This is a genomic window from Streptomyces sp. NPDC042002 (assembly GCF_055588305.1).
Genome location: NZ_JBVJCT010000005.1, coordinates 239,050 through 257,318, shown reverse-complemented (window position 1 = coordinate 257,318; position 18,269 = coordinate 239,050). Strand labels below are relative to the sequence as shown.

Here is an 18,269-nt window from a genome sequence, read left to right as displayed (position 1 = left end):
CCACCGCTCAGGACGTCCGGCATACGGGCCGTCCCGTACCACACCTCGGTACGGGGCGGCCCTTCTGTCTATCCTGACCAGCATGCTGAGAATCACCGACGCCCTGTTCGACCAGATCGTCGCGCACGCGCGCCAGGACCACCCCGACGAGGCGTGCGGCGTCGTCGCGGGTCCCGCCGGCACCGACCGCCCCGAGCGCTTCATCCCCATGCTCAACGCGGCCCGCTCGCCCACGTTCTACGAGTTCGACTCCGGCGACCTGCTCAAGCTCTACCGCGAGATGGACGACCGCGACGAGGAGCCCGTCGTCATCTACCACTCGCACACCGCGACCGAGGCCTACCCCTCCCGCACCGACCTCGCGTACGCGAACGAGCCCGGCGCGCACTACGTCCTGGTCTCCACCGCGGACACCGACGACGCCGGCCCCTTCCAGTTCCGCTCGTACCGGATCGTGGAAGGCGAGGTCACGGAGGAGGAGGTCAAGGTCGTCGAGAGCTACTGATCTCACCCATCGGTCAAAAAGCGTCCGGAATGCGAGATCACACTCCGGGGCCCGTACCGGGAATCGATACGATGAGCCCATGGTTTTCCACGACGTGAGCGACAAGACGCCGGGCACGCTGCTCGTGGCGCGGCTGCACGTCGACCTGTGCAGGCTGCAGAGCGCCATCTGTACGCGCTGACCTGCCGCCGCCGTACGGCCGAGAGCCGCGGCACCGCAACCGGCGTACCCCCTGCCCTGCCCGCGCCGCCGCGCGTCTTCCGACCTGACTTTCCTTCCGACAGGAGCCCAGAGCCATGGCCATCGAGGTCCGCATCCCCACCATCCTCCGCACCTACACCGACGGCGAGAAGGCCGTAGAGGGCGGCGGGGCGACCCTTGCCGAGCTGTTCACCGACCTCGACACCCGTCACGCGGGCATCCGGGCCCGGATCGTGGACGGCGGCGAGCTGCGCCGCTTCGTCAACGTCTACCTCAACGACGAGGACGTCCGCTTCCTCGACGGCATCAACACCAAGCTGACCGACGGCGACAACGTCACGATCCTGCCGGCCGTCGCCGGTGGCATGGCCTGATCGGCCGCTGGTCTCCGATGCGCTACGACTCCCCGCTCGCCGCGGTGGGCAACACCCCCCTGGTGCGCCTGCCGCGGCTCTCGCCGTCCGCGGACGTCCGTATCTGGGCGAAGCTGGAGGACCGCAACCCGACGGGTTCGGTCAAGGACCGGCCGGCCCTCCACATGATCGAGCAGGCGGAGAAGGACGGCCGTCTGACGCCGGGCTGCACGATCCTGGAGCCGACCAGCGGCAACACCGGCATCTCGCTGGCCATGGCGGCGAAGCTCAAGGGCTACCGCATGGTCTGCGTGATGCCCGAGAACACCTCGCGGGAACGCCGTGAGCTGCTCGGCATGTGGGGCGCCGAGATCATCCCCAGCCCGGCCGCGGGCGGCTCCAACACCGCCGTCCGCGTCGCCAAGGAACTCTCGGCGCAGCACCCGGACTGGGTGATGCTCTACCAGTACGGCAACCCGGACAACGCCGGCGCCCACTACGCCACGACGGGCCCGGAGATCCTCGCCGACCTCCCGTCCATCACCCACTTCGTGGCGGGCCTCGGCACCACCGGCACCCTCATGGGCGTCGGGCGCTTCCTGCGCGAGCACAAGCCGGACGTCAGGATCGTCGCCGCGGAACCGCGCTACGACGACGTGGTCTACGGGCTCAGGAACCTGGACGAGGGCTTCGTACCGGAGCTGTACGACGCCTCCGTCCTCACCACCCGCTTCTCCGTCGGCTCGGCGGACGCGGTCACCCGCACCCGGGAACTCCTCCAGCAGGAGGGCATCTTCGCGGGCGTCTCCACCGGAGCCGCGCTGCACGCGGCGATCGGCGTCGGCAACAAGGCCGTCAAGGCCGGAGAGTCGGCCGACATCGTCTTCGTGGTCGCGGACGGCGGCTGGAAGTACCTGTCGACGGGCGTCTACACGGCGGCCACGACGGAAGAGGCCATCAAGACACTGCGGGGCCAGCTCTGGGCGTAGCCCAGGCGGCTGGGCGGGGACAGGCTGGACCGGAGGGCGCGGGGACCGATCGACGGCCCCGGCGCCCTCCGGCATTTCCGCGCTGACGAGGAGCAGGCGCAGGGCGCACCGCCGACCCCTCCGGGGAAGGGGAGCCCGCCTCCGGCGGGAGGGGGCCAGGTGTCCTCGCCCCTGCGGGGGCAAGCCCGGTCGGCGTGAAGCCGAACTGGGTGTCCCCGCTCTTGGCGGGAAAGCCCGCGCTCGGCGGGAAGGGGAAGCACGCCCGCGCGAAGCGGGCGCTCGGCCTCAGCGGGCCAGGTAGCGGACCTGGTCCCACAGGACCGGATCCACCACGCCGACCCGCCGCCGGAAGTCACCGACCGGCACTTCGCGCAGCTCGTCCGTCTCCAGGAAGCTCGGCCGCCCGTGGGCGTCCCCCACGGCCCCCGGGGGCAGCGGGATCACCCCGGGCCGCTCGTCGTGGTACTTGCTGGTGATCTTCGCGACGGTCACCCGTTTCCCGCGTACCACCAGCACCAGACACGGCCGGTCCTTGGCCCCCGGCCCGTCCTCGTAGGGGACGTTCGCCCACCAGATCTCCGCCGCCTTGGGCAGCGGCCCGCCGCGGAGCGTTCCGCCCCGGCGGGGACCCGTGGGCCGCCCCGGGGGACGCTTCCGCCCGGCCGGCCGGCGCCCGCGGCGCCCCCAGCCGTCCACCAGTGCCGCGACCAGCGCGAGCAGGACCACCGCCGCCAACGCGAGCCACCAGGACGTGTCCATACCGAAGAAGGTACCGGCGCGCATGTGCCCGCGCCCGCCCGGTACGGACCCCGGTTGCCCCAAGGTCCATCCGAACCGGTGACACCACAGGTGAGTTCGCCCACAACAGCCCCTGGCGGAGGAGCGACCGGCCCTTTCGCGCCTTACGCTCGATGGACCGCACACCCCCCGTTCCCGTATCCGCAACCGAGTACCTGCACACCGCATCCACTCTCTGCACTTCCCGCCAGCGCGGAGGTTCCAGCTCTTATGAAGCTCACCGTCGTCGGCTGCTCGGGGTCGTTCCCGTCCGCGGAATCGGCCTGCTCGAGCTACCTCGTAGAGGCCGACGGCTTCCGGCTGCTTCTCGACATGGGCAACGGTGCCCTGGGCGAGCTGCAGCGCCACTGCGGTCTCTACGACCTCGACGCGATCTTCCTCAGCCATCTGCACGCCGACCACTGCATCGACATGTGCGCGTACTTCGTGGCGCGCTACTACCGCCACGACGGCGGCCGCTGCGACCCGATCCCCGTCTACGGACCCGAGGGAACGGAGCACCGCCTCACCACGGCCTACGCCGACACGCCGTCCGCGTCCTCGATGAGCGAGGTCTTCGACTTCCACACGGTCAAGCCGGGCACGTTCGAGGTCGGCCCGTTCACCGTGCACACGGAGCGGGTGAGCCACCCCGTCGAGGCGTACGGCATCCGGGTGGAGCACGACGGAAGGTCACTGACGTACTCCGGGGACACCGGGGTGACCGAGACCCTGGACGAACTCGCCCGCGACACGGACCTGTTCCTGTGCGAGGCCGCGTTCACCCACGGCAAGGAGAACATCCCCGGCCTCCACCTCAACGGCTTCGAGGCCGGCGAGGCCGCCGCCCGCGCCGGCGCCCGCCGCCTCGTCCTCACCCACATCCCCCCGTGGACGAACGCCCGCACCAACCTGACGGACGCCCGCTCGGCATACCCCGGCCCGGTGGAACTGGCGACGCCGGGGGCTACGTACGAGATCTGATCTCTTCCGCGTACACGAAGGCCCCCGGAACCAGGCGGTTCCGGGGGCCTTCGGGCGTTGGGAGGGACGGCTCACGCCTTCGTGAGGTCCTCGATCTCCTCCTCGGGCTCACGGCCCGGGGTGGCGAGGTTGAACTTGACGATCGCGAAGCGGAAGACGAAGTAGTAGACCGCCGCGAAGACCAGGCCGATGGGGATGATCAGCCAGGGCTTGGTGGCCAGGTTCCAGTTGAGCGCGTAGTCGATGGCTCCCGCGGAGAAGGTGAAGCCCGCGTGGACCCCGAGCGCCCAGGTGATCGCCATGGACAGCGCGGTCAGGACCGCGTGGATCGCGTAGAGCACCGGCGCGATGAACATGAACGAGAACTCGATCGGCTCGGTCACACCGGTCACGAAGGAGGTCAGGGCGAGCGAGACCATCATGCCCAGCACGGCCTTGCGGCGCTCGGGACGGGCGCAGTGCGCGATGGCGAGCGCGGCGGCCGGGAGGCCGAACATCATGATCGGGAAGAAGCCCGACATGAACTGACCGGCGGTCGGGTCGCCCGCGAAGAAGCGGTTGAGGTCACCGTGGACGATCTCACCGGCCGAGTTCTTGTAGTCGCCGATCTGGAACCAGGAGACCGTGTTCACGAACTGGTGCATGCCGACCGGGATCAGCGCACGGTTGATGAGACCGAACAGGCCCGCGCCGACGGCGCCCAGACCCGTGATCCACTCGCCGAAGTTCGAGATGCCCTCGCCGATGGGCTTCCAGATCAGACCGAAGAAGACGCCCATCGCGGTGCCGACGAAGGCCATGACGATCGGCACCAGTCGGCGGCCGTTGAAGAAGCCGAGCCAGTCCACCAGTTGCTTGCGGTGGTAGCGCTTCCACAGCACGGCGGCCAGCAGGCCCATCACGATGCCGCCGAGGACGCCGGGGTTGTTGTAGGTCGCGGCTATGTCCGCGCCCTTCTGGACCTTCGCCTCGGTGACGGGGAACGCCTTCAGCACGTTGCTGTAGACCAGGAAGCCGACCAGCGCGGCGAGGGCCGTGGAGCCGTCCGCCTTCTTGGCGAAGCCGATCGCGACACCGATGCAGAACAGCATCGGGAGGTTGTCGAAGATCGCGCCACCGGCCGTGGCGAACACTGCCGTGACCTTGTCGGGCAGGTTCAGCTTGTCGTGCACGTCCTGCTGGCCGAGCCGGAGCAGGATGCCCGCCGCCGGCAGCACGGCGATCGGCAGCTGCAGGCTGCGGCCGACCTTCTGCAGGCCCTGGAACAGGCCGGATCCCCGCTTCTTTGCGGGTGCCGCCGATGCGGTGGCGGTGCTCATAGTTCCTCCATGTGCTGGCGCTGCCGGGGGACGGGAAGGGCGAAACCGGGCTTGGCAGCGGCCACGTGGTCTACACCACTCAGTGGTGTAGACCTGTTTTTAGCACGGTGAAGGCCGGATAAGGAACCCACCAATTTTGTGGTCTCGGCCATAACGGGAACAACTGGTTCTGGTCATGACGAAGGGCCCCCGGACCAGCTGGTCCGGGGGCCCTTCGTGCGGAGGTCTGTGTCTTGGCCGTGCAGAGGTCTACACCTTGACGGCGGGAGGCCGCTGTCTCGGCGGCCGAGGCCTACGCCTTCGTGGTGTCCTCGACGTCCTCGTCGGGCTCCCGCCCCGGAGTCTTCAGGTCGAACTTCGTGATCGCGAACCGGAAGATCGCGTAGTACACGGCGGCGAAGCACAGCCCGATCGGCACGATCGCCCACGGCTTGGTCGCCAGGTTCCAGTTGATGACGTAGTCGATCAGACCCGCGGAGAAACTGAAGCCGTCGTGCACCCCGAGCCCCCATGTCACCGCCATGGAGACGCCGGTGAGCACCGCGTGCACCACGTAGAGCAGCGGCGCGATGAACATGAACGAGTACTCGATCGGCTCGGTGATGCCCGTGACGAACGACGTCAGCGCCACCGACAGCATCAGACCGCCGATCTCCTTGCGGCGATGCGGCTTCGCGCAGTGCGTCATCGCCAGCGCCGCCGCCGGCAACGCGAACATCATGATCGGGAAGAAGCCCGACAGGAACTGCCCCGCGTTCGGGTCGCCCGCCAGGAACATGTTGATGTCGCCGTGCACGACCTGGCCGTCGGGCTTGGTGTAACTGCCGAACTGGAACCAGATGGGCACGTTCAGGAACTGGTGCAGCCCGATCACCAGCAGCGCCCGGTTGGCCAGCCCGAACACACCCGAACCCCATGCCCCCAGCCCCACCAGCCAGTTACTGAAGTTCTCCAGTGACGTACCGATCGGCGGCCAGGCCCACACGCACAGCGACGCGAACGCGGCGGCCACGAACGCCATGATGATCGGCACCAGGCGGCGCCCGTTGAAGAAGCCGAGCCAGTCCACCAGCTTCGTACGGTGGTAACGCTGCCAGAAGAACGCCGACATCAGCCCGATGACGATCCCGCCGAAGACCCCGGGGTTCTGGTAGGTGAACTCCACGACGGAGTTGTCCTCCAGCCGACAGCCCAGCTTGATGGCGACACTCCCCGACGGACAGTCCACCGGGAACGCGCGCAGCACGCTGTAGTAGACGAGGAAACCCACGACCGCCGCGAGCGCCGTGGAACCGTCCGACTTCTTCGCCATACCGATCGCCACGCCGACACAGAACAGCATCGGCAGCCCGAGCTGACCGTCCAGCAGCGCGCCGCCCGCCGCCCCCATCACCCTGGAGAGGTTGTCCCAGCCCAGCCCGTCCGCGCCGAAGACATCCGGCTGCCCCAGCCGGTTGAGGATGCCCGCGGCCGGCAGCACGGCGATCGGCAACTGGAGGCTGCGGCCCATCTTCTGAAGCCCCTGGAAAGCCTTGTTCCAGCGGGCACGCGATGGCGAGACGGCGCTGACGGCACTCATGGGCGTCCTCCGGGCCGGGCCGGTTTGGCGACAGCCCGCCCACTGGTGTAGACCAGTTGCGACGCGTCGCTCTGTCGTGATCGCCATCCTTCGGCACCTACGACATGACCGCTCGCGAAGATGGGCCAACTGTGGGTTACTGCGACAAAGCGGTTCGGATCAGGGAGTAGGACATGGCCACCAAGGCTGAGAAGATCGTCGCCGGGCTCGGCGGCATCGACAACATCGAAGAGGTCGAAGGCTGCATCACCCGCCTCCGTACCGAGGTCGCCAACCCGGACCTCGTGGACGAGGCCGCCCTGAAGGCCGCCGGCGCCCACGGAGTCGTCAAAATGGGTACCGCCATCCAGGTCGTCATCGGCACGGACGCCGACCCCATCGCGGGCGAGATCGAAGACATGATGTGAGCGACGGGACCCACTGAAGCCGGCCCGGCTCCCCACGAGCCACCCACCGCTTCAGGAGTTCCGGCTCACCCTTGAGGGGCTGTTTCCGCCACCGGCGGGCAGCCCCTCACGCCTGTGCCGATAGGCTCGACGCCATGTCTCGAATCGACGGCCGCACCCCCGAACAGCTGCGCCCCATCACCATCCAGCGTGGCTGGAGCAAGCATGCCGAGGGCTCCGTCCTCGTCTCCTTCGGCGACACCAAGGTCTTCTGCACGGCCTCCGTCACCGAAGGCGTCCCCCGCTGGCGCAAGGGCAGCGGCGAGGGCTGGGTCACCGCCGAATACTCCATGCTGCCCCGCGCCACCAACACCCGCGGCGACCGCGAATCGGTCCGCGGCAAGATCGGCGGCCGCACCCACGAGATCAGCCGCCTCATCGGCCGCTCGCTGCGCGCCGTCATCGACTACAAGGCACTCGGCGAGAACACCATCGTCCTCGACTGCGACGTCCTCCAGGCCGACGGCGGCACCCGCACCGCGGCCATCACCGGCGCGTACGTCGCCCTGGCCGACGCCGTCACCTGGGCCCAGGGCAAGAAGCTGATCAGGGCCGGCCGCAAGCCGCTCACCGGCACCGTCTCGGCCGTCTCCGTCGGCATCGTCGGCGGAGTCCCCCTCCTCGACCTCTGCTACGAGGAGGACGTCAGGGCCGACACCGACATGAACGTCGTGTGCACCGGCGACGGCCGCTTCGTCGAGGTCCAGGGCACCGCCGAGGCCGAGCCCTTCGACCGCAAGGAGCTCAACGCCCTGCTGGACCTGGCCGTCGGAGGCTGCGACGAACTCGCCGCCGTCCAGCGAGCGGTACTCGAAGCGACCGGTGAGGCAACCGCGCGTTAACCCCTCGCGTTCTTATGGGTACGGGCGTACGGTCCAGCCGTGCGCCCGCCGGCCCCTTCGGGTGGATCGGGCCGACCGCACAGCGGGCCGGTGCGGTCCGCTGACGTGGCCGCGCCACATCATGCCCACGGGGAGGGACCGTTCCATGGCCGCGCGCCACCGCAATCGCCGCCGTACCGCCATATTCGCCGTCGTCGCCGCACTCGTCGTCCTGCCGGCGGCCGTCGGCTGCGACGCGGTCAACAAGGCGCTCGACTGCGTGCAGACCGCCGACTCGATCGCCGACAGCGTCACCGCGCTCCAGCAGGCCGTCGAGAACGCGGCGAACGACCCGACCCAGACCGACTCGTCCCTCAGCGCCATCGAGAACAACCTCTCCAAGATCGGCGACAAGACCGACAACGCCGACGTCAACAAGGCGGTCGACGACCTCGACAAGGCCGTCGCCAACGTCCGTACGGCCGTCAAGAACGGCGACAACACCCCCGACATCAGCCCCGTCACGGCCGCGGCGGGCGAACTGACGAAGGTGTGCACGCCGTAGCGGGGGCGGGGTGGACCGGGCGGGGCCCGGCTCGGCACTGGGCCCGAGACGGGACCGAGTCCGCCATGGACCGGGCGGGGGCCGGACCTGGAACAGGCGAGGGCCGGACCTGGAACAGGCGGGGGGCGGACCTGGGACCGGGAAGGGCCGGGCAGGGGGCCTGACTCGGGATCACACGGGCCGGACCCGGGACCGGACTCGGAGATACTGGCGACCATGACCCGCCTGATCCTCGCCACCCGCAACGCCGGAAAGCTCACCGAGTTGACGGCGATCCTCGCCGACGCAGGGCTCACCCATGACCTCGTCGGCGCGGACGCCTATCCGGACATCCCCGACGTCAAGGAAACCGGCGTCACCTTCGCCGAGAACGCCCTGCTGAAGGCCCACGCCCTCGCCCGGGCAACCGGCCTGCCCGCCGTCGCCGACGACTCGGGCCTGTGCGTCGACGTCCTGAACGGCGCCCCCGGCATCTTCTCCGCCCGCTGGGCAGGCCGCCACGGCGACGACCGGGCCAACCTGGACCTGCTCCTCGCCCAGCTCTCCGACATCGACGCCCCGCACCGGGGCGCCCACTTCGCCTGCGCGGCGGCACTCGCCCTGCCGGACGGCACGGAACGCGTCGTCGAGGGCCAACTGCTCGGCACCCTCCGCCACACCCCGTCCGGCACGAACGGCTTCGGCTACGACCCGATCCTCCAGCCGGACGGCGACACCCGAACCTGCGCGGAACTGACCCCCGCGGAGAAGAACGCGATCAGCCACCGGGGGAAGGCGTTCCGGGCGCTGGCGCCGGTGGTGCGGGAGTTGCTGGGCTGAGGGGTGCGCACCACGTACCGACAAGGTCCGGCTTGCGGAAGTCGCAAGCCGGACCTTGCACGTGAAGGTGAGTGCGGCCTGAGGGATTCGAACCCTCACGGGATTTCTCCCATCGCGCCCTAAACGCGAGGCGTCTGCCGTTCCGCCAAGGCCGCTGGCCTGCCCGTCGTCGAGCATGGCGGGCGGGTGCAAGTGTACGGCGAGCGGCGGCTGTCCGGCGAGCGGCGGCCTTTCCTTCTGTCGGCACCACGTATCTGCCAGACGCTTCATGTCGGACGGACCAGGCCGTACCCGGCAGTCGATGTCCCGCCCATCAGCAGTCAGGCCTTCCGAGCTCGGACGTGACGTCCGCCCGGGAGTCTCCTTTCATGTCCGAAACCTCTGAGCGGACCCGGCTGCTGAGGGTGCCTCAGTGCCCCGACGTCGCCTTCAAGCCCACCACCGACACCAGGAGCAGGCAGACGAAGAAGATGCGGGCGGCGGTGGCCGGTTCGCCGAGGGCTGTCATGCCGAGGATCGCCGCGCCCGCCGCGCCGATGCCGACCCAGACGCCGTAGGCGGTGCCGATCGGGAGGGACTTGGCGGCCTGTGACAGCAGGACCATGCTTGCGACGATGCCGGCGGCGGTGAGCACGCTCGGGACCGGGCGGGTGAAGCCGTCGGTGTACTTCATTCCGATCGACCAGCCCACTTCGAGCAGACCGGCGATGATCAGCAGGACCCAGGCCATGGGGGGCACCTCCGGGAGACGACGCTTGGTGGCGGTGCGTCGTCTTTGCGGGCCCGGTACGGCGCGTCTCGTCGGGGTCCCTCCACCGTAGCAAAAGAATGGCAAAGGGGCCGGTGACCATGGTCACCGGCCCCTTCGGGTGGCGTATGCCCTACAAATACAGGCCGGTGGAGTCCTCGGACCCCTCGAAGCGGTCCGCGGCCACGGCGTGCAGATCCCGTTCGCGCATCAGCACGTAGGCGGTCCCGCGCACCTCGACCTCGGCGCGGTCCTCGGGGTCGTACAGGACCCGGTCGCCCGGCTCCACCGTACGGACGTTCTGTCCGACCGCGACGACGTCGGCCCAGGCGAGGCGACGGCCGACGGCCGCCGTCGCGGGGATCAGGATGCCGCCGCCGGAGCGCCGCTCGCCCTCGGCGGCGTCCTGCCGTACCAGCACGCGGTCGTGCAGCATCCGGATGGGCAGCTTGTCGTCATGGGTGCTGTGCGTTTCACGATTGGCGCTCACGCCCCGAACCTACCTGTCCCGGCCTGTTTCGTACGCGGGCGGGTCAGCGCTTGCGGCGCCGCGTGCCCACCACGAGCAGTCCGACGAGTCCCACCGCGACCAGAGCCGCCGGCACGATGCGCTCCAGCCGGGGCGCGCCGTCCTCGGTGACGAACTGCCCCTTCACGTCGCCGACGACGCGGTTGACGCCGACGTAGGCACGTCCGAGCGTGTGATCGATGTTGGAGGCGACCTTGGCCTTGGCGTCTCCGACGATGGTCTTCGGGTGCACCCGTACGCCGATCTCGTCGAGCGTGTCGGCGAGTGTTGTGCGGCGGTGCTTGATGTCCGCCTCGATCTGCGCCGGAGTCCTGGTATCCGGCGTTCTCGACGTATCCGACACCGCGCTGCCTCCGTGGTCGTGTAGTGACTCCCTGATCCGGACAGTCTGTCAGTTCGGACCGGACCGCACCCCTCGGCACCCCCCATTACGCTCGTTCCGTATCCATTCCATCCACCCCCGGCCACGTGAGGTTCCGATGAGCGAGCGACTCCAGCCCGGCGACACCGCCCCCGCCTTCACCCTGCCCGACGCCGACGGCAACGAGGTCTCCCTCGCCGACCACAAGGGCCGCAAGGTCATCGTCTACTTCTACCCGGCCGCCCTCACCCCGGGCTGCACGAAGCAGGCCTGCGACTTCACGGACAACCTCGACCTGCTGGCGGGCGCCGGTTACGACGTCATCGGCGTCTCCCCGGACAAGCCCGAGAAGCTCGCCAAGTTCCGCGAGAAGGAGTCCCTGAAGGTCACCCTGGTCGGCGACCCCGACAAGGCGGTCCTGGAGGCGTACGGGGCCTTCGGTGAGAAGAAGCTGTACGGCAAGACGGTCGTCGGTGTCATCCGTTCCACGGTGGTCGTGGACGAGGAGGGCAAGGTCGAGCGGGCGCTGTACAACGTGAAGGCGACCGGGCACGTGGCGAAGATCATCAAGGATCTGGGGATCTGACTCCCGGATCGACGGTCGAACCGACCGGCCAACGGGCCGGCGGTCCGACGGTAGGTCTGGCAGTCGGTCCGACCGTCGGTCCCGCCTCCGCCGTTTCGGGCCTGAGGCCGCTCAGTGCTTCAGTTTCTGTCTCTGATTCTTGGGTGTGAGGCCGCTCAGGGGTCCCTGGCCCGCTGTCGTGCCGATGATGCCGCCGTCCGTGGTGCCCCCGTCGGTCGTGGTGGATCCGGTGGCGCCGCCGTCCGTGGTGGTGCCACCGGTGGTACCGGTCGTTGTTCCGCCGGAGGCGTTGGTGCCGCCGTTGGTCCGGCCCTGGGGCCGGCCGTTCGTCCGGCCGTTCGTCCCGCCCTGGGACTGGCCCTGGCCCTGTGTCCGGCCGGTCGTGGACGCCGGTGTGCTGCCGTTGGCCCCGCCTTGTGTCCCGCCCTCGTCCTGGCCGCCGTCCGTGCTGCCACCGGTGTCCTGGCCGTCGACGGTGGCCGGATCACTGGGGTCGAGGCCGGTGTCGTCCGGTTCCTCGGCGCCCGGCTGGAGCTGGAGGTCGAAGTCCGACGCCTCGGTTCCGTCCAGGGCGTCCTGGGTGAACTGGGCCCAGATCTGCGCGGGGAAGCCGCCGCCGTTGACACGGGCCATTCCGAGGGCGCCGTACAGGGACTTGTGGGCGCCGGTCTCGGGGTCCTGGCCCATCACGGAGACGACGGTGGCGAGGTCGGGGGTGTAGCCCGCGAACCAGGCGGCGGTGTCCTCCTCCGCCGTGCCGGTCTTGCCCGCGGCGGGCCGTCCTGCGCCCTGCGCGGCCTGCCCGGTGCCGCCGTCGACGACGCTCTGGAGCATGGAGGTCGTGGTGTCGGCGGCCTCGCGGCTCACCACCTGCCGGCTGCCCGGCCGCACGTCCCGGGCCGGCAGCTTCACGTCCTCCGAGCCGTCCTTGGTGATCTTCCCGACGAGCGTGTACGTGCCGTGGCTGCCGTGGTTGGCGAGGGTGGCGTACGCCTCCGCCATGTCGAGGACGCTGGCGGTGGCCGGTCCGAGCGCGATGGACGGGGAGGCGGTCAGGTCGGGGGTGCCGGCGGGGAGGCCGAGGGCCACGGCGGTCTTCTCCACCTTGGCGGGGCCGACGTCGACGGCCATCTGCGCGTACACCGAGTTGACCGACTTGTCGGTGGCGGTGCGGACCGAGATGTCCCCGTACGAGACGCCGTCCTCGTTCTCCGGCGCGTAGGAGCCGCCGTTCCAGCCCTCTACGGGGCGCTGGTCGGTGCCGTCGTAGACGGTGTTCGGGGTGATCGTGCGGCCGTCCTGGGTCCCTGAGCCGTTCTGGACGGCGGAGGTGAAGACGAACGGCTTGAAGGTGGAGCCGACCTGGTAGTCGCGGCGGGTGGCGTTGTTGACGTACTGCTTGGTGTAGTCGATGCCGCCGTACATCGCGAGGACCTTGCCGCTGGACGGGTCGATGGCGACGCCGCCGGCGCGGACGTAGGTGTCGACCTTGCGGTTCTTCTTGTCGAGCTGGTCCATCACCTGGTCGTTCACGGCCCGCACGAAGGCGTCCTGCTTGGCCTTCTGGAGGGTGGTGGTGATGCGGTAGCCGCCGCGGGTGAGGGTGTCCTCGTCGAGGATCTGGTTCGAGGCCAGATAGTCGTTGACGGCCTGCACGAGGTAGCCGCGCTGGCCCGACAGACCCGCTGATCCCTTGGCCTGTTTGGGCGCCGGGAAGGCGACGCGGTCGCGCGCGGCCCGGGTCAGCCACTTCTGTTTGACCATGCCGTCGAGGACGTAGTTCCAGCGGGCGAGGGCCGCGGCCTTGTTCTCGGGGTGCGCGATCACGTCGTACTCGCTGGGCGCGTTGAGCAGGGCGGCGAGGTAGGCGCCCTGGCCGACCGTCAGGTCCCTGGCGTTCACGCCGTAATAGGCCTGGGCCGCGGCCTGGATGCCGTAGGCGTTGCGACCGTAGTAGCTGGTGTTGAGGTAGCCCTCCAGGATGTCGTCCTTGCTCTTCTCCCGGTCGAGCTTGATGGAGATGAAGAACTCCTTCACCTTCCGGGTGACCGTCTGTTCCTGGCCCAGGTAGTAGTTCTTGACGTACTGCTGGGTGATCGTCGAGCCGGACTGCCTGCCCTTGCCGGTGACCGTGTTCCAGCCGGCGCGGAGCATCGCCTTGGGGTCGATGGCGGACTCGCTGTAGAAGTCCCGGTCCTCGGCGGCGAGGGTGGCGTGCTGGGCGTCCTTGGAGATCTGCGCGAGCGAGACGTTCTCGCGGTTGATGTCACCGTCGCGGGCGAGCTGGCTGCCGTCGGCGTACAGGTAGACGTTGCTCTGCTTGATCGCGGCGGCGTTCGCGGACGGGATCCTGACCAGGAAGTAGCCGAGCGCGAAGAGGCCGGCCAGGAGCAGCACCGCGCCGAGGATCGTGCCGAGCAGCATGCGCCAGGTCGGGACGAGCCTGCGCAGGCCGGTCCGCTTCGGCCGCTGTTTCCGCTTCGGCTTCCCGCCGGGCTTGCCCGGGGCGGTTCGCGGTCCTGTCTGCGGTCCCGCCGCGGTGGCCGGGGCCGGGCGGGGGCCCGTTTCCGGTTCCCTGGGTGCCCAGCCCTGGCTGTGCTGTTGCGGCTCGTCGCTCATCTGTTCGCCGGACTCCTGTTTCGCGTCGTACGTTCCCATACGCCCTCGTATGCCTGTTACATCACCTCTTGAAGACTCTCGCACCATGCGTTCCGTTCCCCGATCCCGGCACGCGTCGCGCGGGAAAATGCGTGGCGGGTCACGACGGGCCGGGGCTAGGCTCCTGCGCTTTGGCTCAACGCTGAGGACGGGGACGGGTTGTGGGCACGGCGCGGCTGTACGCGGCTGTCGCGGGAAGCGGGTTCCGGCGGTACGCCACCTATCGGACGGCGACCGCGGCGGGTGTCTTCACCAACACCGTCTTCGGGCTGATCCTGGCGTACCTGTTCATCGCGTTGTGGGACGTCAAGCCGCATCTGGGCGGCTACGACCAGGCGCAGGCGCTCAGTTACGTGTGGCTCAGCCAGGCGCTGCTGATGGTGGTCGCGATGATGGGCGGCGGCTTCGAGGACGAACTGATCGAGCGCATCCGAACGGGTGACATCGCGATCGACCTGTACCGGCCGGTCGACCTCCAGATGTGGTGGCTCGCGCAGGACATGGGCCGGGCGCTGTTCCATCTGATGGGCCGCGGGGTGGTTCCGCTGGTCTTCGGCGCGCTCTTCTTCGACCTGGCGCTGCCCTCGGATCCGCTGACCTGGCTCGCCTTCCTGGTCGCGGTGGTGCTCGGGGTGGCCGTCAGTTTCGCGATCCGCTTCCTGGTGGCGCTGTCCGCGTTCTGGCTGCTCGACGGCGCGGGCGTGGCGCAGTTGACCTCCATCGCGGGGATCTTCTGCTCGGGGATGCTGCTGCCCCTGAACGTCTTCCCCGGCGCCCTCGGTGAGTTCGTACGGGCGCTGCCCTGGGCGTCGCTGATCCAGGCGCCGGTGGACGTCCTGCTCGGCACGGCGGACCCGCTGGGCACGTACGCGGTGCAGGCCGCCTGGGCGGTCGGGCTGCTCGGGGCAGGGCGGCTGGTCCAGTCGGTGGCGACGCGGAGGGTGGTGGTCCAGGGTGGCTGACCCGGTGGCGGAAGGGGCGCCGGCTGTGGCGGGTCCGGTGGAGGAAGGGGCCGGGGTCGTGGTGGGTCCGGCGGGGGAGGCGCGCGGGGTGGCCGGTCCGGTGCGGGAGGGGGTGCGGGTCGTGGCCCGGTCGGCGCGGGAGACGGTCCGGGCGGCGGACTCTCATCCCTTCGAGCGGCAGGGGGCGTACGAGCGGCTGCGGGACGGGCTGCGCGCCTACCGGCTGATCAGCGCGATGTGGATCCGTTCCACGATGGCCTACCGGGCCTCCTTCGCGATGACCGCGTTCGGGAACTTCGCGGCGACCGCCCTCGACTTCGTGGCGATCCTGCTGATGTTCTCGCAGGTCGACCGGCTCGGCGGCTACAGCCTGCCCGAGGTCGCCCTGCTCTACGGGCTGTCCGGTACCGCCTTCGGGCTGGCGGACCTGGGTCTCGGCTCGATGGACCGGCTCGGGCGCCGGGTGCGCGACGGCACCCTCGACACGCTCCTGGTGCGTCCCGTGCCCGTGCTCGCGCAGGTCGCCGCGGACCGCTTCGCGCTGCGCCGCCTCGGCCGGGTCACCCAGGGCCTGCTCGTCCTCGGATACGCCCTCGCCGTCCTCGACATCCACTGGACGCCGCTCAAGGTGCTGATGATCCCGATGACGGTGCTCAGCGGCGGAGCGATCTTCTCGGCGGTGTTCGTGGCGGGCGCTGCCTTCCAGTTCGTCGCGCAGGACGCCTCCGAGGTGCAGAACTCCTTCACGTACGGCGGCAATACGCTCCTGCAGTACCCGCCGACCGTCTTCACCAAGGACCTGCTGCGCGGGGTGACCTTCGTCCTCCCGCTCGCCTTCGTCAACTGGCTGCCCGCGCTGTATGTGCTGGGGCGGCCCTATCCGCTCGACCTGCCGACGTGGGTCGCGTTCGCACCACCACTCGTGGCGGCGGGCTTCTGCGCGCCGGCCGGGATCGCCTGGCGCGCGGGGCTGCGCGCGTACCGGAGTACGGGAAGTTAGGGGAATGGGCGTGGCCATCGCCGGAAACAGCGAACACACCGGTCCGGAGCGGGACTTCACCCGGCAGGACGGCGACATCACCTCTCCTGAAAGTGAATCGACCGGTCCGGCCGGGGAGTCGGTCCCGGAGGCCGGTTTCATCGAACTCGACGGCGTCGAGAAGGTCTTCGACGTGCGCAAGAAGACGGGGTTCCTGCGCGGCGAGCGGCGGCAGGTGCGGGCCGTCGACTCGATCTCCTTCACCGTGGCGCGCGGTGAGATGGTCGGCTACATCGGTCCGAACGGCGCCGGCAAGTCGACCACGATCAAGATGCTCACCGGCATCCTCACCCCGTCCGGCGGACGGCTGCGGGTCGCCGGTCTCGACCCGTCCCGTGAGCGCACCCGGCTCGCGCGCCGGATCGGGGTCGTGTTCGGGCAGCGTACGACGCTGTGGTGGGACCTCCCGCTGATCGACTCGTACCGGCTGATGCACCGCATGTACCGGATCCCCGACGCGCGCTTCCGGGAGAACCTCGACCGTTGTGTCGAACTCCTTGAGCTCGACGCCCTGTTGGACGTGCCCGTACGGCAGTTGTCGCTGGGGCAGCGGATGCGCGGGGACATCGCGGCGGCCCTGCTGCACGACCCCGAGGTGCTCTACCTCGACGAGCCGACGATCGGGCTCGACGTGGTCAGCAAGGTGCGGGTCCGGGAGTTCCTGCGGGATCTGAACGCCGAGCGCGGCACGACCGTCCTGCTCACCACGCACGACCTCACCGACATCGAGCAGCTGTGCCGGCGGGTGATGGTCATCGACCACGGGCGGCTGATGTACGACGGCGCGCTGAGCGGGCTGCACGAGGTGGGGGAGAGCGAGCGGACCCTGGTCGTGGACCTGGAGCGGGAACTGCCGCCGATCGAGGTGGAGTCGGCGCGGGTGGTGAAGGTGGAGGGGCCGCGGCAGTGGCTGGCCTTCCCCGCCGCCCGGTCGGCGGCTCCGCTGGTGGCGCGGATCGCTGCGGAGTACCCGCTGGTGGACCTCTCGGTGCGGGAGCCGGACATCGAGGCGGTCATCAGCCGTATGTACGCGGGGAAGACGGGCTCGTAGCCGGGAAGACGGTCTCGTGGTGCAGGCTTCCGGAAGGGTGGGCCGGATGGCCCACGGGCGGGGGAACTCGTAGGCTGCTGTCCATGACCGACGACGAAATCCCGGAGCTGCGCGCCTCCGACGCCGATCGCGAACATGTCGCCGAACAGCTGAGGGACGCCGTCGCGGAGGGCCGTCTCGACATGGAGGAGTTCGAGGAGCGGCTGGAGGCGACGTACGCGGCCCGTACCTACGGGGAGTTGGCGCCGATCACCCGCGATCTGCCGGGCGCGGCCCCGGCCGCTCGCGTCTCCATGGTCAAGCAGCCCGTGGACGACGGGAGTTGGGGCGCTCGTATCGTCGGCGGCGAGGGCTCGTCCTCGTGGGCCGTGGCGATCCTGTCCGGCTTCGAGCGCAAGGGCCGCTGGACGGTGCCGAAGCGCTTCAACACCTTCGCGTTCATGGGCGGCGGTGAGATCGACCTGCGTGAGGCGAACTTCGCGGACCGCGAGGTCGTCGTCAACTGCGTCGCGGTCATGGGCGGGATGAACGTGATCGTGCCGCCCGGCGTCGAGGTCGTCGTCCGCGGCATCGGCATCATGGGCGGTTTCGACCACCGCGAGTCGGACCGGGCCGGCGACCCCGGGGCGCCCCGGGTGATCATCACGGGCTTCGCCTTCTGGGGCGGTGTCGGCGTCGAGCGCAAACTCACCCGTGCCGAGCGCCAGCGCCTGAAGGAGGAGCGCCGCCAGGAGAAGCTGGAACGCCGCGAGGCCCGCAAGGAGTTGCAGGGTTCGCAGGACGGGGGCCTCGGTGACATGTACGACGCGCTCGATGACGCCCGTGACCTGATCCGCGACCGCCACGAGAACCGCCGTGAACGCCATGAGGAGCGCAGGGAGCGGCAGCGGGAGCGCCGGGACGACCGTCACCGGCGGCGGGACGGCGACTACTGAACTCCGGCGGCGGCCACGGTCGTTGATGTCCCAGGTCGCTTG

The 18,269-nt window shown here is 69.7% G+C and carries 21 protein-coding genes, 1 tRNA gene and 1 riboswitch; of the genes, 14 read left to right on the top strand and 8 right to left on the bottom strand.

Annotated features, from left to right (window positions below; genetic code table 11):
* The first annotated feature begins 82 nt into the window (after positions 1 to 82).
* From ACZ6KY_RS11090 to ACZ6KY_RS11075, 4 genes are all read left to right on the top strand, one after another.
* Positions 83 to 505 (top strand): M67 family metallopeptidase, encoded by a 423-nt coding sequence (locus tag ACZ6KY_RS11090; protein WP_355848865.1) that lies wholly within the window; start codon positions 83 to 85, stop codon positions 503 to 505.
* A gap of 79 nt (positions 506 to 584) precedes the next feature.
* A complete protein-coding gene (locus ACZ6KY_RS11085; protein ID WP_390699779.1) occupies positions 585 to 686 on the top strand; it encodes a putative leader peptide in 102 nt (33 codons plus the stop codon).
* 115 nt (positions 687 to 801) lie between these two features.
* Positions 802 to 1,080, top strand: a complete 279-nt coding sequence (locus ACZ6KY_RS11080; RefSeq protein ID WP_355848868.1) for a MoaD/ThiS family protein — start codon at positions 802 to 804, stop codon at positions 1,078 to 1,080.
* A 17-nt stretch (positions 1,081 to 1,097) separates the two neighbouring features.
* Positions 1,098 to 2,048, top strand: coding sequence for a PLP-dependent cysteine synthase family protein (locus ACZ6KY_RS11075; RefSeq protein ID WP_469310026.1), 951 nt, complete (start codon positions 1,098 to 1,100; stop codon positions 2,046 to 2,048).
* Between the two features lie 285 nt (positions 2,049 to 2,333).
* On the opposite strand, the gene ACZ6KY_RS11070 is transcribed toward ACZ6KY_RS11075, so the two are convergent.
* Positions 2,334 to 2,807 (bottom strand): type II toxin-antitoxin system PemK/MazF family toxin, encoded by a 474-nt coding sequence (locus ACZ6KY_RS11070; protein ID WP_469310025.1) that lies wholly within the window; start codon positions 2,805 to 2,807, stop codon positions 2,334 to 2,336.
* Positions 2,808 to 3,056: 249 nt separating this feature from the next.
* Between ACZ6KY_RS11070 and ACZ6KY_RS11065 the strand changes: the two genes are divergently transcribed.
* Positions 3,057 to 3,809, top strand: coding sequence for an MBL fold metallo-hydrolase (locus ACZ6KY_RS11065; RefSeq protein WP_469310024.1), 753 nt, complete (start codon positions 3,057 to 3,059; stop codon positions 3,807 to 3,809).
* A gap of 71 nt (positions 3,810 to 3,880) precedes the next feature.
* On the opposite strand, the gene ACZ6KY_RS11060 is transcribed toward ACZ6KY_RS11065, so the two are convergent.
* Both ACZ6KY_RS11060 and ACZ6KY_RS11055 read right to left on the bottom strand, forming a co-directional pair.
* The gene (locus ACZ6KY_RS11060) at positions 3,881 to 5,128 is read right to left on the bottom strand and encodes a PTS transporter subunit EIIC (protein ID WP_469310023.1); all 1,248 of its coding nucleotides are present in this window, start codon (positions 5,126 to 5,128) and stop codon (positions 3,881 to 3,883) included.
* 292 nt (positions 5,129 to 5,420) lie between these two features.
* Positions 5,421 to 6,707: a PTS transporter subunit EIIC gene (locus ACZ6KY_RS11055; protein WP_469310022.1), complete on the bottom strand. Its 1,287-nt coding sequence runs from the start codon at positions 6,705 to 6,707 to the stop codon at positions 5,421 to 5,423.
* Positions 6,708 to 6,880: 173 nt separating this feature from the next.
* Here ACZ6KY_RS11055 and ACZ6KY_RS11050 point away from each other — a divergent pair, with 173 nt between their 5' ends.
* The 4 genes from ACZ6KY_RS11050 to rdgB all read left to right on the top strand — a co-directional run bounded on the left by ACZ6KY_RS11050 (position 6,881) and on the right by rdgB (position 9,358).
* The gene (locus tag ACZ6KY_RS11050) at positions 6,881 to 7,114 is read left to right on the top strand and encodes a PTS sugar transporter subunit IIB (RefSeq protein ID WP_393711782.1); all 234 of its coding nucleotides are present in this window, start codon (positions 6,881 to 6,883) and stop codon (positions 7,112 to 7,114) included.
* A gap of 134 nt (positions 7,115 to 7,248) precedes the next feature.
* Positions 7,249 to 7,995: a ribonuclease PH gene (rph, locus tag ACZ6KY_RS11045; protein WP_469310021.1), complete on the top strand. Its 747-nt coding sequence runs from the start codon at positions 7,249 to 7,251 to the stop codon at positions 7,993 to 7,995.
* 145 nt (positions 7,996 to 8,140) lie between these two features.
* The gene (locus tag ACZ6KY_RS11040) at positions 8,141 to 8,539 is read left to right on the top strand and encodes a hypothetical protein (RefSeq protein ID WP_469310020.1); all 399 of its coding nucleotides are present in this window, start codon (positions 8,141 to 8,143) and stop codon (positions 8,537 to 8,539) included.
* A gap of 216 nt (positions 8,540 to 8,755) precedes the next feature.
* The gene (gene rdgB / locus ACZ6KY_RS11035) at positions 8,756 to 9,358 is read left to right on the top strand and encodes an RdgB/HAM1 family non-canonical purine NTP pyrophosphatase (protein WP_469310019.1); all 603 of its coding nucleotides are present in this window, start codon (positions 8,756 to 8,758) and stop codon (positions 9,356 to 9,358) included.
* A gap of 72 nt (positions 9,359 to 9,430) precedes the next feature.
* Here rdgB and ACZ6KY_RS11030 read toward each other — a convergent pair.
* The 4 genes from ACZ6KY_RS11030 to ACZ6KY_RS11015 form a co-directional block, all read right to left on the bottom strand.
* Positions 9,431 to 9,513 (bottom strand) — tRNA-Leu (locus tag ACZ6KY_RS11030).
* A 254-nt stretch (positions 9,514 to 9,767) separates the two neighbouring features.
* Entirely contained in the window at positions 9,768 to 10,088 is a 321-nt protein-coding gene (locus tag ACZ6KY_RS11025; protein ID WP_469310018.1) for a DMT family transporter, read from the bottom strand.
* Positions 10,089 to 10,121: 33 nt separating this feature from the next.
* Positions 10,122 to 10,191: riboswitch (guanidine-III (ykkC-III) riboswitch) on the bottom strand.
* Positions 10,192 to 10,239: 48 nt separating this feature from the next.
* The gene (locus tag ACZ6KY_RS11020; RefSeq protein ID WP_326790934.1) at positions 10,240 to 10,542 is read right to left on the bottom strand and encodes a GroES family chaperonin; all 303 of its coding nucleotides are present in this window, start codon (positions 10,540 to 10,542) and stop codon (positions 10,240 to 10,242) included.
* A gap of 97 nt (positions 10,543 to 10,639) precedes the next feature.
* Entirely contained in the window at positions 10,640 to 10,978 is a 339-nt protein-coding gene (locus ACZ6KY_RS11015; RefSeq protein ID WP_365870181.1) for a DUF3618 domain-containing protein, read from the bottom strand.
* 136 nt (positions 10,979 to 11,114) lie between these two features.
* Here ACZ6KY_RS11015 and bcp point away from each other — a divergent pair, with 136 nt between their 5' ends.
* Entirely contained in the window at positions 11,115 to 11,582 is a 468-nt protein-coding gene (gene bcp, locus ACZ6KY_RS11010) for a thioredoxin-dependent thiol peroxidase (RefSeq protein ID WP_387192983.1), read from the top strand.
* 111 nt (positions 11,583 to 11,693) lie between these two features.
* Here bcp and ACZ6KY_RS11005 read toward each other — a convergent pair whose 3' ends face one another.
* Positions 11,694 to 14,201: a transglycosylase domain-containing protein gene (locus tag ACZ6KY_RS11005; RefSeq protein ID WP_469310133.1), complete on the bottom strand. Its 2,508-nt coding sequence runs from the start codon at positions 14,199 to 14,201 to the stop codon at positions 11,694 to 11,696.
* A gap of 200 nt (positions 14,202 to 14,401) precedes the next feature.
* On the opposite strand from ACZ6KY_RS11005, the gene ACZ6KY_RS11000 reads away from it, so the two are divergent.
* The 4 genes from ACZ6KY_RS11000 to ACZ6KY_RS10985 all read left to right on the top strand — a co-directional run bounded on the left by ACZ6KY_RS11000 (position 14,402) and on the right by ACZ6KY_RS10985 (position 18,227).
* Positions 14,402 to 15,202 (top strand): ABC transporter permease, encoded by an 801-nt coding sequence (locus ACZ6KY_RS11000; protein WP_469310017.1) that lies wholly within the window; start codon positions 14,402 to 14,404, stop codon positions 15,200 to 15,202.
* A gap of 121 nt (positions 15,203 to 15,323) precedes the next feature.
* Entirely contained in the window at positions 15,324 to 16,202 is an 879-nt protein-coding gene (locus tag ACZ6KY_RS10995) for an ABC transporter permease (RefSeq protein ID WP_469310132.1), read from the top strand.
* Positions 16,203 to 16,206: 4 nt separating this feature from the next.
* Positions 16,207 to 17,292: an ABC transporter ATP-binding protein gene (locus ACZ6KY_RS10990; protein WP_469310016.1), complete on the top strand. Its 1,086-nt coding sequence runs from the start codon at positions 16,207 to 16,209 to the stop codon at positions 17,290 to 17,292.
* An 83-nt stretch (positions 17,293 to 17,375) separates the two neighbouring features.
* On the top strand, positions 17,376 to 18,227 hold the full coding sequence (locus tag ACZ6KY_RS10985; protein WP_469310015.1) for a DUF1707 SHOCT-like domain-containing protein: 852 nt from the start codon (positions 17,376 to 17,378) through the stop codon (positions 18,225 to 18,227).
* Positions 18,228 to 18,269 lie beyond the last annotated feature (42 nt).